At 43.7% G+C, this 13469-nt stretch carries 20 protein-coding genes and 1 tRNA gene; 3 read left to right on the top strand and 18 right to left on the bottom strand.

Going from position 1 to position 13469, the window contains the following annotated elements:
- Positions 1-19: 19 nt before the first annotated feature.
- From G608_RS0117245 to G608_RS0117165, 18 genes are all read right to left on the bottom strand, one after another.
- On the bottom strand, positions 20-457 hold the full coding sequence (locus G608_RS0117245; protein WP_026497048.1) for a radical SAM mobile pair system MarR family transcriptional regulator: 438 nt from the start codon (positions 455-457) through the stop codon (positions 20-22).
- Between the two features lie 35 nt (positions 458-492).
- Positions 493-1683, bottom strand: a complete 1191-nt coding sequence (locus G608_RS0117240; protein WP_026497047.1) for a cation:proton antiporter — start codon at positions 1681-1683, stop codon at positions 493-495.
- Between the two features lie 139 nt (positions 1684-1822).
- Positions 1823-2104 (bottom strand): hypothetical protein, encoded by a 282-nt coding sequence (locus tag G608_RS0117235; RefSeq protein WP_026497046.1) that lies wholly within the window; start codon positions 2102-2104, stop codon positions 1823-1825.
- Positions 2105-2139: 35 nt separating this feature from the next.
- Positions 2140-2520, bottom strand: a complete 381-nt coding sequence (locus tag G608_RS22685; protein WP_155833320.1) for an SDR family oxidoreductase — start codon at positions 2518-2520, stop codon at positions 2140-2142.
- Between the two features lie 40 nt (positions 2521-2560).
- Complete coding sequence (locus G608_RS0117225) at positions 2561-3016, bottom strand: family 43 glycosylhydrolase (RefSeq protein ID WP_026497044.1); 456 nt, start codon at positions 3014-3016, stop codon at positions 2561-2563.
- A gap of 63 nt (positions 3017-3079) precedes the next feature.
- On the bottom strand, positions 3080-4891 hold the full coding sequence (locus tag G608_RS21700; protein WP_242829426.1) for a glycoside hydrolase family 3 N-terminal domain-containing protein: 1812 nt from the start codon (positions 4889-4891) through the stop codon (positions 3080-3082).
- The gene (locus tag G608_RS24050; protein WP_051209481.1) at positions 4888-5076 is read right to left on the bottom strand and encodes a hypothetical protein; all 189 of its coding nucleotides are present in this window, start codon (positions 5074-5076) and stop codon (positions 4888-4890) included. Before G608_RS24050 ends, G608_RS21700 begins: the two co-directional genes overlap by 4 nt.
- A gap of 120 nt (positions 5077-5196) precedes the next feature.
- Complete coding sequence (locus tag G608_RS0117215; RefSeq protein ID WP_026497043.1) at positions 5197-6186, bottom strand: helix-turn-helix transcriptional regulator; 990 nt, start codon at positions 6184-6186, stop codon at positions 5197-5199.
- A gap of 306 nt (positions 6187-6492) precedes the next feature.
- Complete coding sequence (crcB, locus tag G608_RS0117205) at positions 6493-6861, bottom strand: fluoride efflux transporter CrcB (protein ID WP_026497041.1); 369 nt, start codon at positions 6859-6861, stop codon at positions 6493-6495.
- Between the two features lie 78 nt (positions 6862-6939).
- Positions 6940-7215 (bottom strand): DUF5714 domain-containing protein, encoded by a 276-nt coding sequence (locus G608_RS21695; protein WP_255345369.1) that lies wholly within the window; start codon positions 7213-7215, stop codon positions 6940-6942.
- Between the two features lie 7 nt (positions 7216-7222).
- On the bottom strand, positions 7223-7699 hold the full coding sequence (locus tag G608_RS0117195) for a GNAT family N-acetyltransferase (protein ID WP_242829425.1): 477 nt from the start codon (positions 7697-7699) through the stop codon (positions 7223-7225).
- Positions 7692-7844: a hypothetical protein gene (locus tag G608_RS23710; RefSeq protein ID WP_196810234.1), complete on the bottom strand. Its 153-nt coding sequence runs from the start codon at positions 7842-7844 to the stop codon at positions 7692-7694. Before G608_RS23710 ends, G608_RS0117195 begins: the two co-directional genes overlap by 8 nt.
- A gap of 64 nt (positions 7845-7908) precedes the next feature.
- Positions 7909-8199, bottom strand: a complete 291-nt coding sequence (locus tag G608_RS0117185) for a hypothetical protein (protein ID WP_026497039.1) — start codon at positions 8197-8199, stop codon at positions 7909-7911.
- A gap of 251 nt (positions 8200-8450) precedes the next feature.
- Positions 8451-8669 (bottom strand): hypothetical protein, encoded by a 219-nt coding sequence (locus tag G608_RS0117180; RefSeq protein WP_026497038.1) that lies wholly within the window; start codon positions 8667-8669, stop codon positions 8451-8453.
- Position 8670: 1 nt separating this feature from the next.
- Positions 8671-9213 carry a hypothetical protein gene (locus tag G608_RS0117175; RefSeq protein ID WP_026497037.1) on the bottom strand — a complete coding sequence of 181 codons (543 nt, stop codon included), beginning with the start codon at positions 9211-9213 and terminating at the stop codon, positions 8671-8673.
- 47 nt (positions 9214-9260) lie between these two features.
- Entirely contained in the window at positions 9261-9398 is a 138-nt protein-coding gene (locus tag G608_RS23420) for a hypothetical protein (protein ID WP_155833319.1), read from the bottom strand.
- The gene (locus tag G608_RS24040) at positions 9388-9519 is read right to left on the bottom strand and encodes a hypothetical protein (protein ID WP_035796094.1); all 132 of its coding nucleotides are present in this window, start codon (positions 9517-9519) and stop codon (positions 9388-9390) included. Before G608_RS24040 ends, G608_RS23420 begins: the two co-directional genes overlap by 11 nt.
- Positions 9520-9564: 45 nt before the next feature.
- A tRNA-Leu gene (locus G608_RS0117165) sits at positions 9565-9646 on the bottom strand.
- Between the two features lie 537 nt (positions 9647-10183).
- Here G608_RS0117165 and G608_RS0117160 point away from each other — a divergent pair.
- From G608_RS0117160 to G608_RS0117150, 3 genes are read left to right on the top strand one after another with little or no spacing between them, the layout of a single operon-like run.
- Positions 10184-11404, top strand: coding sequence for a tyrosine-type recombinase/integrase (locus G608_RS0117160; RefSeq protein ID WP_026497036.1), 1221 nt, complete (start codon positions 10184-10186; stop codon positions 11402-11404).
- Entirely contained in the window at positions 11401-12345 is a 945-nt protein-coding gene (locus G608_RS0117155) for a tyrosine-type recombinase/integrase (protein WP_026497035.1), read from the top strand. The genes G608_RS0117160 and G608_RS0117155 overlap by 4 nt, the downstream gene beginning before the upstream one ends.
- Positions 12335-13375: a tyrosine-type recombinase/integrase gene (locus G608_RS0117150; protein ID WP_026497034.1), complete on the top strand. Its 1041-nt coding sequence runs from the start codon at positions 12335-12337 to the stop codon at positions 13373-13375. The genes G608_RS0117155 and G608_RS0117150 overlap by 11 nt, the downstream gene beginning before the upstream one ends.
- The last annotated feature ends 94 nt before the right edge of the window (positions 13376-13469 follow it).

The following is a 13469-nucleotide window of genomic DNA, read 5'->3' as shown; positions in this document are numbered from 1 at the left end:
TGATCTTTAATACAGATACTCATTTGTCACTCCATTCCTCAAGGTTTACCCTGATGCGGTTAAGATACTCTTCAAACTGAAGAATCTCTTTATCCGTAAAATCACGATAATAAATATTCCCCATCTCATTTGATACGGAGTCATAAGCTTCTTTAAGTTCTTTGGCTTTATCTGTGAGGAACAGAAGAGTTTTTCTCTTATCAGCTTCATCAGTTTTGCGGCTTATCAGTCCTTTTTTTTCCATCCGCTCAAGCATGGTTGTAAGTGAAGTAATTGCAAGTCCGCTTTTCTCGGAAATAATTTTAATAGGAACACCATCTTCCTGCCATAAGACATAAAGAATCCTTCCCTGAGCTCCGTTAAATGCATCAATGTTTTTTTCTGCCAGTATCCTTTCAAATATACGATCACCCAGCTGTTTTATTTTTGTAACAAGAAATCCACCATTTGTCTTCATAATCAAATGCTGATTAAGCCATACACAGACTGGGATTATTGCAGCTGTTTTTCTTTGGATTCATCCGAAGCATAAATTGCTTTAAGTATTATTGGTGTCAGAATTGAACTCAGTATTATAAGGAGGATTACAGCGGTAAAGTATCTGCTGTCGATTATCTCAGCTTTAAGACCACGCTGTGCCACAATAAGGGCTACTTCGCCTCTTGTCATCATACCTACGCCAATCTTCAACGCATCAGAAGTGTTATATTTAAGGAGTTTTGCAACTAGACCACAGCCCACAACTTTTCCAAGCAGTCCAACAATTACAAAAGCTGCTGAGAATGCAAGAATTGTCATATCAACTGTCTTTAAATTGGTCTGAAGACCAACACTTGCAAAGAATACTGGTCCAAAGATCATGTATGAGTTGATATCCATCTTTCTGTCAATATACTCGGAATTATCTAAGGAGCTTAAGATAATTCCGGCTACGTATGCGCCTGTGATATCTGCAACGCCAAAGTATTTATCAGCAACGTAAGACATCGCAAAAGCCAGAGCCAATCCCAGGATAGGGATTCTTCTGGTATGAGGCCATTTTATTTCTACTTTCTTCATAATCTTGGAAATGGCAATTCCTACTACAAAAGAAAGCACAAAGAAAGCAACCGTCTTGATAACAACCGTAATCAGATTGGCGCTTGGATCCTTAAGTCCAAGAACTGCAGTAAGAACAACGATTCCAATCACATCATCTATGATAGCGGCACTCATTATTGTTGTACCGACATCTGTAGAGATTTTTCCAAGCTCTTTTAACACCTGAACAGTAATGCTTACGGAGGTTGCAGTAAGGATTGTTCCTATGAAAAGAGCTTTAATAAATTCCATAGATCCGGGAGCGGCGAAGCCATAAAATGACATATAAAGTATGGCTCCAAAGACAAGAGGCACAGCAACACCGGTACATGCCAGTATTGTGGCCTTTACACCGGATTTCTTCAATTTATCTATATCTGTTTCAAGGCCTGCACTGAACATCAAAAGGATTACGCCAATTTCAGCCATACCGGAAAGAAAATCACCGGCTTCCACAAGATCAAACAGAGTGGGACCGATAATCAGCCCGGCAATTATTTCGCCTGCTACCTGAGGGGCGTGGAGTCGCCTTGCAATCAGGCCGAAGAGCTTGGCGCTGACAATTATTATCACAAGATCTCTAAGTATCTGAATTGTATCCATAGTATTTTTTACTCTTTCCGCTAAATGCTAATGAATGAGTATGCACCTTTTGACAGAGTCAGTCAAGGTTTTTTCTGTATGTTCTATCTGCCCTTATTAATCAAATCATCATTATCTTTTCTCTTTTTATGAAGTGGAATTAAATAGTCTTTATTGCATTTAGGACATATACCTGCGCATGTTGGTATACGCCTTCAAATTCAATGATTACTTTCCTGTTTTCCCATTCCGCAGGCGCAAAAAAGGTTTTACAGTATTGGTACACGCATCCCGGATAATAACCTGTCTGATGCTGGTTCTTTGTGCTCTCATCCCGGTCTTCGTGTATCATGGCATCATGAGGAAGCGCAACCGATATCTGTCCGGCATCCCCATCATTGCGGCCATCATAGGTGTCAGTCCCGTTTTGATCAGTTTCCATCCATCGTTCCATTTTTCTTTATGTTAGCGCTCCCTTCAGAGTGCGGGGGCTCCGCATATTTCCGGTTTCAGACCGGTTTTCTTCATGGCATTATCACAAAAATCCACGATCAGTTCTTCCCCGCTGACAAATTTCGCCATATCACTGCCCAGGAAGACAATCGGCATGGCGACTTCTTCCGATGTAGCAAGCCTTCCGGCTTTCCCCGCAAACCGGATCATATTCTCAAGACCGCCTGCCATTTCCGCGAATTCGTCTTTCATCCCGGTGTCCGTACTTCCCGGAAGAACCGCATTTACCCTGACCTTCTTTTTTCCCAATTCTACTGCCAGCTGGCAGGCATAGGCATTCATCAGTCTTTTCGAAAGCATATAGGCAACCTGCGGCGGAGTTCCCGGCTTTACGAGTGCAGCCATACGTTCCTGAATTTCCTCCCATGAAGCGGCATCCAGCACTTTACAGCATCTCTACCCCGTAGATGGGTGTCTCACTGGCACATCCCCAGTAGAAATACACTTTTCCGTCATCATCCTGAAACAGGTTGGGATCCCAGAACGGGAAACTGCCTGTGATCTCCTCATAAGGACCGTTCAGGATATCTTTTGTTCTGAAAAAGTTACAGTTCTTTGAGCGCTTCGACGCACTCAGATAAACATAGTTCCCGATCACCCTGACATCTGGCGCGTAATCGTAAAGCGGAAGCGTGTCGGGAAGTCTGTGATTTTCCCAGTTTGCAAGGTCATCCGATACCCATACGCCCAGTGTCATGGAGGCAAAAATGTAGTATCTGCCGCCAAAGCAGATCATAGACGGATCCGCCGCCTCCCTGTTAATACTCAGTACCTGTGTCCTAGGATCCTTGTTAAACTGATACCGGTAATTGATATTGACCGGATTGCAATAATACTTCATCTCGTTTTTCCTCCTGCGTCCTGCCACCTTTGTCGTCCCTGGGATACGGTCTGAAAAGCTGTATCAGATTGCTCTGCCGCTTTGCAATATCACCGCGAGGATCCTTGCCGCGCTCTCCTCAAGCTTCTTTCTTGTTACATGATAGTGCGCGGTTTCCTTTCCTGATACAGCGGCCACGATGTCATCAACATCCTCCTGCGAACCAGGCATGATCAGGTCATAGTTGTTGGCTGTATGAACCCCGTTGATCAAGTTATAGGACGTCATCACCGATAAAGGCTTACACTCGCGGATCGCCGTCTCGAAACCTTTCAGATAGATCTCCCGGATCGTCCGTTCCGATGCATTGGAACTGTTATGTGTCCGGTTATCCTCCAGATTGTTCATGGCAAAGTGTTTGATGGTCGTTCCGCAGCCTTTATGCTTTTGAACGCCGCGGGTATCCGCCGCTGCACACATACCGGAAAGAATGGGGTCTTCGGAATAGTATTCGAAATTCCTTCCGCAAAGCGGATTGCGCTGGATATTCATACCGGGTGCCAGCCAGAGAGTCACTCCGAATTCCTCCATCTCTTCCCCGACGATATCACCTGCCTCCTCGATTAGTTCCAGATCCCAGGACTGCGCAAGGAGCGTGGCGATTGGGATGGCTGTACAGTACTGATAGTAATCTATGGCATCCTCAGGCCTTTCCGGAACCGGCCCGCCAAAAAGCAGTTCCATGCCGCCCAGTGCGGATTCCCCCAGGCCCGGAATAATTCGGTTTTCACTGTCCGTGACAAAGGATTTGGACAGGCGCAGTCCTGCAGGACCGTCTGAGAGGACCATATTGGGAATCCTTCTTGTCTTCATGAGCAGGGAGGTCGTATCCCCCGCTGCTCCGGGAACCAAGGCCGACGCAGCCCCGATCATGGAAGTCTCTCCGAAACCACCCCGGGCTGTACCGACACACAGTGTGGCCAGTTCCTCTGTACTCATGCCGTGCACCAGATCCTGCAGGGAGATCGTTCCCTCTCTGACATCGTCAAACGTATTTGAACTTTCATAAATCCCAGCTTCTTCCTCTTCACTCTTGTAAGCAGCCGCCTCTGCCGGAATCGCGGTGGCAAGAAGTTCCAGTTCCAGAGCGTTCTCCTTTTCCTGTTCCTCACCGGGATACGTATACACAGCTGAGGCTTGCTTTGAGATCTCCTGGATTCTGGAAACCGGCTGCAGTACATTTTTCAGCCGTTTTGTCACGACTGGTTCCTCCAGCCACAGCTTTGCAGCCACATGAGTATTTCTGGAATGGGTTCCAACCCGGATGTAATAATGTCCTTTTTCCAGGATATAGGAAGCCGACTCCTCGTCATAGGAAGCCATCTCCGCTACAGGGAAAGATACCCTGACTTCCTGACATTCTCCCGGTTTCAGCAGTTTCGATTTTACAAAGCCGGCCAGATTCTGATAAGGTTTTTCCAGCTTTCCGTCCGATGCGGAGTAATAGACCTGGACGACTTCTCTCCCTGCGTGTTCACTTCCGATATTTCTGACCTTCACCGTTACTTCCACATGATTCTCCAGAAGCCGGACAACGCTCTCCTCTATGGTAAAGGTCGTGTAAGAAAGACCGAAGCCAAACGGGAAGGCAGGTGTCACGCCGAAGGTATCAAAATACCGGTATCCCACAAAAATACCCTCGCTATAGTATTCATCATCCAGCCCGCCATTTATATGTCCAAAGGAATCCGATCCGGGATAGTCTTCATAGCGCCGGGCCCATGTGGCGGTCAGATGGCCGGATGGATTGACCTTTCCTGTCAGGATGTCTGCCAGGGCGTCCCCGCTGATATTACCGGCCTGGCTCATGAGGACGATTGCTCCGATGCCTGTCATGGAGGTGAGATAGGAAGTATGCCTACCAGGCCCGGTGCCAGCCCAAGGGCATCCGTGCAATAGTACTGTACCTGAAGCAGTACTGCTATGTTGACTGTAAGTGCTGCCGCTCTGGATGCCCATGTGGGAACTTTCCATGCCCGGAACTTTCCAAGGCTTCCATTATCTGTTGCGTTTTTACTCATAAGAATACCTCCTGGTTTTGTATAAGAGTGTAAGTGGCTCGTTTCTTTCTGCTTATACACTATCAGGAGGTCGTCTCAGATTATATTAATTGTGTGCGTATTCTGTTGTTTATGTGCTTTTCAGTTGATTTGGTTCGCTAATCGGTATTCTTTTGGCGTCATCCCGAACCATTCCCGAAAGCAGATCCCGAAATAGCTTTGGGAGGAAAAGCCAAAATATTCAGAGATCAGCGAGATAGGATAATCAGAATATTTCAGAAGATTTGCCGCATGAACACACTTCTCTCTCTGAATGTACTTCTGAACGGTAATGCCTTCCACCTGCCGAAACTTATGTGCCAGATAAGTCCTGCTGACCCCGATCGCCGGCCCGATCTCTCCAACCGTCAGATTTTTCCTCAGATGCTCCGCGATATAATCCTTACAGGCTTCAATGTAAGACTGGCTGCGTCTCTCAAGTTTTGCCAGACTGACTTGCTCCGTGAATTCGTACATGGCACGGAGGCCTACCATGATAAACGCTTCCCCCCGCACGCTTGCTCTCTCCAGCTGCTTCAAGTATATATCCCCCATTTCATGTGCTGCCTCGCTGCGAAGTCCACCTTCAATCGATGCTCTGGTGAGCAGTGTGATCATGGAAACCGTCATGTATTCGGCCTGTTTTCGTTTCGTGTCCGCTACTTTGCTCACCGATTCAAGCGCCGGAAAACTTCCGCCCATCAGTTCCTTGACTCCATTCAGGTCGCCGGCTTTCACGATCTCGATCATTCGGTTTTCGTAATCCATACCGCTCATGTGGCTGCGGTCATACTCCGACTGATCCAGTTGGTAAGTTTCCATGTCTCCTTCCGATGCCCAGTCTCCGATATCCGTTTCCTGACTTCTGATATGGATAGCATCATAGGCGACCGATTCTCCTGTTATATGACAATAGATCAATGCCAGAAACTGGTTCATTATCCGAAACGGAAACCTTTTCAGCGGAAGTGTCCGGTGCATGGCGTGATCGTTTTCATACTTTGCCTGATACCCGCCATCCACTTCATTTCGCACAGCCGGTCCGATCACAATGATCCTGTCATTACCCTTCCAAATGCCGAAATATACCATTTCATTTTCGAACCATACTGCAGGCAGATCCGCAGCCAGATTTTTCTCAATCTGCTTTCGGAGTCTTATATCCGTGCAGGGATGATCGTATGATCCAGCTTTCCCGGCAGGCCATATAAAAACCGGAAGATTCTCTGTCCCTGACTGCCATACAGCAACTGGCAGTCCAATGATATCGCAGATAATCGTAAGAAAAGCAAGGCATTAACCATAGGTATTCCAAAATAACGCGTTCCACCAACAACAAGTATTTTCATACTCATCCCCCATTCAATCCCGTTTTTCTATTGTGCGTAATACTGAAATTCAAAGTTTTATTATCGTCGCAAGTTTCTTTCCGCATAGAATTCCAAATATGCAGCAACAACAACTCAGTGCCACATATAATCCGCCATTCATATATTGTTTCTTCTCAAACAAATTAAAAGCTTCAAGGGAAAATGTAGAGAATGTGGTAAAACCTCCACACACCCCTGTCTTCCAGAAAAGAATGGTATTATCAGATACACTTTCTCGGTTACTGGTAATTCCAACAACGAATCCAATTAGTATGGCACCGAGGATATTTGTAATCAGAGTTAATATCGGAAAATAAGTCTTAACAGGAATCAGACTTATTGCATATCGCGCTACTGCACCCAAGGCACCACCAAGTGCTACAAATAGAAAATTCATATCAACCTCTCTATTGTCATATATACTGAAATTCAAAGTTCCATAATTTCTAAATCGTCCGAAACCAAAAGCTTTCCATTATCCAAAGAAAGGGCATCTTTCTTTGATGCACTGCTGGTTCTGCGATGAGAACTCACAGTGTTGCTTCTCATATTCGATCTGCACTCCGTAGTGCTGTCTTACGTACTCTATTCCATGCTTGAACGCAATCATAGCATCTCTTTTACAACATCTTGGGCCATTTATCTGGCCAAGTTCTCCTATGGCGCTTGATGTAAATGCCATGTGATCTCCCCATGTGCCATCCTCAGAAAGTGGTCCTGTACCATCAATAATAGAAAGAGCTGCTCCTATAAACTAATTATGAAGCTCTGTACTCCATAAGAGTTGTGTTCTGCCATTTTCCAAATCGATCTTTAGCTATTCTTTCCCTATAGCCAATTTCCCTAAAACCACATTTTTTGTGTAAGGCTATACTTGCTTTATTAATTGAAAATATTGCAGAATATATGCTCCAATATCCATCTTTCTCAGCTTCTTTGATAATCGTATTTACCAAAGCTGTTCCTATCCCATGACCTCTATAGTTTCTATCAACATATACACTCATTTCAACGCAGCCTTTATATGCGCACCTACTCGAAGAAGGACTTAACGCTATCCAGCCTACAACCTTCCCTTCTTCCTCAAAAACAAACCTGCAATTCTTTACGTGACCTTCATTCCACTCAGTAAAACTAGGACACTCTGTATTAAAAGTTGATGTTCCCTCTTCTAATCCCTGCTTGTAAATCTCTGATACTGACCCCCAGTCTTCATCTCTCATTTCTCTAATCACAGCATTCCACCTCCGATTTTTTTATCGCATCATTATAGATATTTAATGCCTCTAAAACCTGACTCTGTTTTTCCTTTGGAATCAGTGAAAAAACTCTCTCAAACTTCAAATTCATATCTTTTTCTATTGTATTGAATCTTGCCATTCCTTCAGAACTGCATAAACTGTTTGTTATTAAATTGCTTGTAGATAGTTACGTAGTACATTCTTTAAAATCTCTCCTTAAATCTTTGCTGCTGTGTCGCAGCTCTTTTGCGTTTCTGTAATTGTAACATACATCCAGAAACCTTGATCTGTATAGTGTCATCAGATGACACTGAGCGTTTGCGGAAGGGTGCTACTCGTCCAGGGGACGAGTGCTCAGCACTGACCGAAGTGGAACGGAGATCAAACCTTCGGCACAGTATACAGTCAAAATTGGAATAGTTATCAAGAATAATCTCAACACGTTTTTCCATCGTTGCATTCCCATAGGTCTTAACAATGCTTTTTCTGCCCATCGCACTCCCCCTTCATGAAAATAGTCTCTTATAAGAATTGCTTTGTTCCGGAACATTTTTATTGTACTTTTTATGACACAGAAAAAGATTCCCCAATATGTGATACTTTATCAGGATTTGTGATATTGCCACATCTATTCCAAAGTTATCATCATTTCAATCCCCACATAAAGAGATCCAAGGCATCAAAAAAGAGGACTCCGAATAATTCTCGGAATCCTCTGACATCACAGACTTATGAAATTGACACATCATGCATGAACTGGGACGCCGGGGCAAAGCTTATCCAGCCTCTCATTGCACTCCGCTTCGGTAATATCACCATTTGAACAAAGTTCGATGATGTTGCCCATTTCCTTACTGATACGCATGAACTCTTCATCTGATATCTCATGGTCTGCATACTGTTTTGCCAGCTTGTTATAAAAATCAGCTCCAATATCAAAGCTTCTGTCGTCAAATCCGCTCATATCAAATACCTCCTTCAGAATAGATGAATCCATATTCTGATGCATGTTCCCTGAGAAATGCGATCATCATATCATTTTCAATTCTGGCTCTTACGTCCCAGGTAAGGTCTGTAGGAAAAATCTCACCTGACTTTATCAATTCCATGATCCTGTTGCTAAGTGCATCAGAACCTGTTGCGTTCCACGCATCATTTATGAATGACAGGCTCACAGCTGCATCACTTTTTCTCTTTAATGAAAAATACGTGCCCTGCGGTGTAGAAACCCTGCACTCAAGCAATCCGTCCAATACTGCACTCTTTATATCCTGCCTGGAAAAACATCTTCCGGTGGGATGATTATGAGTAAAAATTCTGTCCTTTAGAAGTTCCTGCGGTGGGAAAACTGAATGCTTATCTCCATAGGTAACATCCACAATCACACCCTGACAATTGATGGTAGTTCCCACTTCTATATCTAGCTGCATCTTTTCCTGTTCCACTTCATGAAGAACATTTGCTATGGCATCCTTGTTTTCATTATATTCGTCAAAAACCGTTTTCATATTAACCCTGTCTTTCTGTGTTGCCTATAATTTTATCATCCGGCAATTTATAAGACAAGCATCCATAAATTGCCATGTTTACTGCGTCTGTCCTGGTCTAATCCTTCCGTTATCTGCCTATCATAGTCAGAGCCCGCAGCTGCCTGAGTGCCACCTGTCTCACATCCGGTCTCTCTATACAGCATTCGGGGTTCCGAATCCGAATACATCCTGTAAATCCTTTACGGACATCCCTGCCGCTGTTCTTAAATCTGAAATTCTCTGCCCTGTTGCGACCATGTTGATCGCAGGAATATTGTTAAACATTGTTTTTCTCCTTCTTCCTGTTATCAGCGGTACCTCCCGAGCTGATGGGCCTGGAGGGAGTCGAGCCCTCATGCCTTGCGACGTCTGATCCTAAGTCAGGTGCGTATTCCATTTTCGCCACAAGCCCTTATTGCATAAAAAATACCGCTTACCCTGTCCTTCACAAGATAAGCGGCATATACGTCTGGTATTATTCCAAAACAGTTATATCTCCATACAGCTCATTCGCTTTAAGTTATCTTGATGTGGACGCATTCTATTAAAGCCCTGCTCATATACGTGCAGTGCATAGAGTCGTTCACTATGATAACTTCTGAATGTAACTGTATCCTCATGCGTAACCTCATATGAGATTTATGTTCGTCAGACCAGAGATTTGCCCATGGTTAGTCTGTTCCCACATCCGGCTTCCTTCAGATTCCACCTCACGATGGACACCCTTGCCTTCGGCTATATCCTTCCCACTACCGGGCGGATTCGGGACTTGAACGCAATCGAGTAGGGCGGATTTAACCGCCCTCTCACACCACTTATCCCGACTTTCGAGTTATCTTGAAATACGATATTTTTTCTTTTGTCCTCGGTGCTTTCTGAGTGAAATTTCAAGATAACTTATGTACCTTTTATAGTGGAACTGCCATTAGATCTACTACAGGAGGTGCATATGGGAATGTATTTATCTGAATTAATTGAACAGGCAAATAAATGCTTGGAGAACATTGGGCTATCATCAGGAACCATAGATGATTACCAGTGTTCTGCGTTTCGACCGATTGAAAGAAGACTTGGTAACTCTTTCATCACTGATTCGAGTATTATTCAAGAGCAGGAAACACACTTTTTATGTTTATTCGATAGTGAAGCTATCAGCAGACAAACCTTGAACTGGAGAATCCGTGGAATTCGTATTCTTGTAGAAGTCTTTGATACTGGCTGCTTCGATTGGAAAGTCTTTAGCAAAAAGAAGCTCATTTCCATCCCTAAAGCTTATGAGGACCTTCTCGAACGCTTTATCGAAAAACAAACTTGTAGCGATAAAAGGAAAGCATGTAAACGATCTATATGTCGGAGATTTCTGAATTATTTATCTGACGAAGGGATTATAGAAGTCTCGTCTATCCTTCCTCAGCATGTAAGTGGCTTCATTATTGAAATTTCAAAAGACCGTCCAAAAAGTATGGATGATGTCATCAGCTCCCTTAAAGGTTTTTTTCAGTTTCTATGCAGGTGTGGCATGTATGACAGCAACCACTGGTTACTGCTTTCTGCTCCAAGAAGTAGGGATTATCGGGTTCGTGACTGTGTAACAATCGATGAAGTGATTGACCTGCTTGAGAGCATCCCTCGTGATACACCTTGCGGAAAAAGGGATTTTGCAGCAATGTCCCTCGCAGCTGTCAGCGGTTTGCGTGCTGGAGATATTGCCGCACTGGAGTTTGGTGATGTTGATTGGAAGCGATGTGAAATCCGAATAATACAGGGAAAAACTTCAGAGCCCCTAATTCTGCCTGTATCAAAAAGTATGTTGAATGCCCTGGCAGACTACATCTTGAATGGACGTCCGAAAACAGATGACAGACACATTTTTGTACGCCATTGTGCACCGTTTTGTCGTTATCATGATGGAGTGTCTATTGCATGTATCTTCCGCAAATACCTGAAAAAAGCAGGCATAAAGCATACAGTGGGTGACGGGAAGACTTTGCATGGTATGCGTCGCGGTCTTGGGACCGGCATGGCAGTTAATGGAGTATCTGTTGATCTTGTTGCTCAGGTCCTTGGTCATAATGGAACAAAGGCTACAAAGCAATACATTTCCGCAGACATGGAGCGGCTTCGTGAGTGTGCTCTCAGCCTTAAATCATTGGGAGGTGATCTGCGATGAACATCTCCAATTGCATCAATGGAATGCTTGAATACAAAGAAAGCCTTGGCTTTTCTAAGGATACATATGAGTATTTCCTCAATGATTTTTGTAAATATTTCATAGAGAACGGTTATTCACAGTTCACAGAAGAAACTGTTTCCACATGGTGCATTAGAAGGCCAACCGAATCGCCAGAAGGCTTTCGTCGGAGGATCACTCCGTTACGCGAATTCTCCAAATATTTATGTGCCATAGGTGAAACGGAGTATGTGATACCGACATCTATTTTACCGATTACGCATAGGGAAATGCCATATATTATAACAGATCAGGAACTACGGAATTTTTTTGCAGAATGTGACAGAGAGCCATTCTGTAAGCAGAGCCCCTGCCGCCATCTGATTATCCCTGTGATTTTCCGGTTGATATATTGCTGCGGTTTACGTCCTAATGAGGGACGCGAATTATTGCGAGATGATTTCAATGAGGTAGAAGGTACTCTTTTCATAAGAAAGAATAAATCTCACAAAGAAAGGCGTATTCCTCTTTCTGATGATGTTGCTGCTATGTGTCGAAACTACCTGCACGATAGCTGTAAAGTAATTCCGAATACTGAGTACATGTTTCCGTCCCCGGACGGGGGCAACTATGAACGCAAATGGCTTTCTGAAACATTTCGCCGCCTGTGGAATGCATCAAACCCTGACAGTCCAGCAAAAAAAATCCGTGTTTATCTTCTCCGACACAGATTTGCTACTGCTGTATTTACGAAATGGCTTAATGAAAACGCAGATCTCTACGCGAAAGTACCATACCTAAGTGTTTACATGGGACATACCCAGTTTGAGGATACTGCATACTATATTCATCTATTACCCGAGAAACTCTTATCATCTTCGGCAGTGGATTGGTCAAAGTTCAGCAGCCTGATTCCGGAGGTGAAAGACGATGACGAATAATGCATTGTACTTTTATCGGAAAATACGGGATTATTTGAACATATATCTTCCAAACCAGAGAGGAGCGAGTCCAAACACTATAAAAGCATACAGGGAAGCCCTCAATTCGTTTATCGATTATATCGTCTCTCTTGAAAATCCCTTGAAACAGATTTCCTTCAGCTGCGTTTCCAGGGATGCTGTAGAAAGCTTCCTAGATTGGTTGGAACAAGACAAGAGTTATAGTATCAGCAGCAGGAATCAGAGGTTGGCTGCAATTAAATCTTTTATGAAATATGCATCAGAACGAGATAAAACGCTCATGGTTCTGAATCTTGAGATAGCAGATATCACAAAGAAGAAAAATACCATTCCTCATGAGATTGAGTTTTTTAGCGAAGCTGCTTTATCAATAATACTTGAACAGCCTGACCAGAACAAGCGTAATGGACAGCGTGACCTAGTTTTTCTTATCATTTTGTATGATACAGGCGCCAGAGTGCAAGAAATTCTTGACCTTCAGCTACGGGATATCCATTTGGATGGTAACAATCCTTTCGTTAGCGTTACTGGAAAAGGGAGGAAAATGAGGACTATTCCTATCATGGAAAAAACTCGAGACCATCTGATAAAGTATTGCCGAAAGTTCCATCCATACAATCAAGCGGATGATTATCTGTTCTATACTGATCGTAAAGGAATACGAACACAAATGTCAGCGGATAATGTAGGTAAGTTCATTGCAAAATACGGCAGACAGGGTCATTTGAAATCAACAGAAGTTCCGGAACATCTGTATCCGCATATGTTTCGGCATTCGCGTGCAATGCACCTTTATCATAATGGAATGCCGTTGCCTTTAGTGGCAGAATGGCTTGGTCATTCCAAAATGGATACCACGCGACAGTATTATGCAAATGCAGACACAACAATGAAGCAAGAGGCTATTGAAAAAGCAACATCAAAACTCAACCCACTAATAAATGGTGAATTAGATCTTGATTGGGAAGATGATGAAGAGCTTCTGAAGAAACTTTATGGTTTGAAGTAAAAAAGTTATCCCGACTTTCAACAGGCAAACTCCAAGAAGACAGTATATCTGACAGTAAGTTTCAGGATAATTAGGAAGTCGGGATAAGTGGTGT

Source organism: Butyrivibrio sp. WCD3002, assembly GCF_000424265.1.
In the GTDB taxonomy this organism is placed as follows: Bacteria; Bacillota; Clostridia; order Lachnospirales; family Lachnospiraceae; genus Butyrivibrio.
This window is presented reverse-complemented; position numbering and strand designations above follow the sequence as displayed.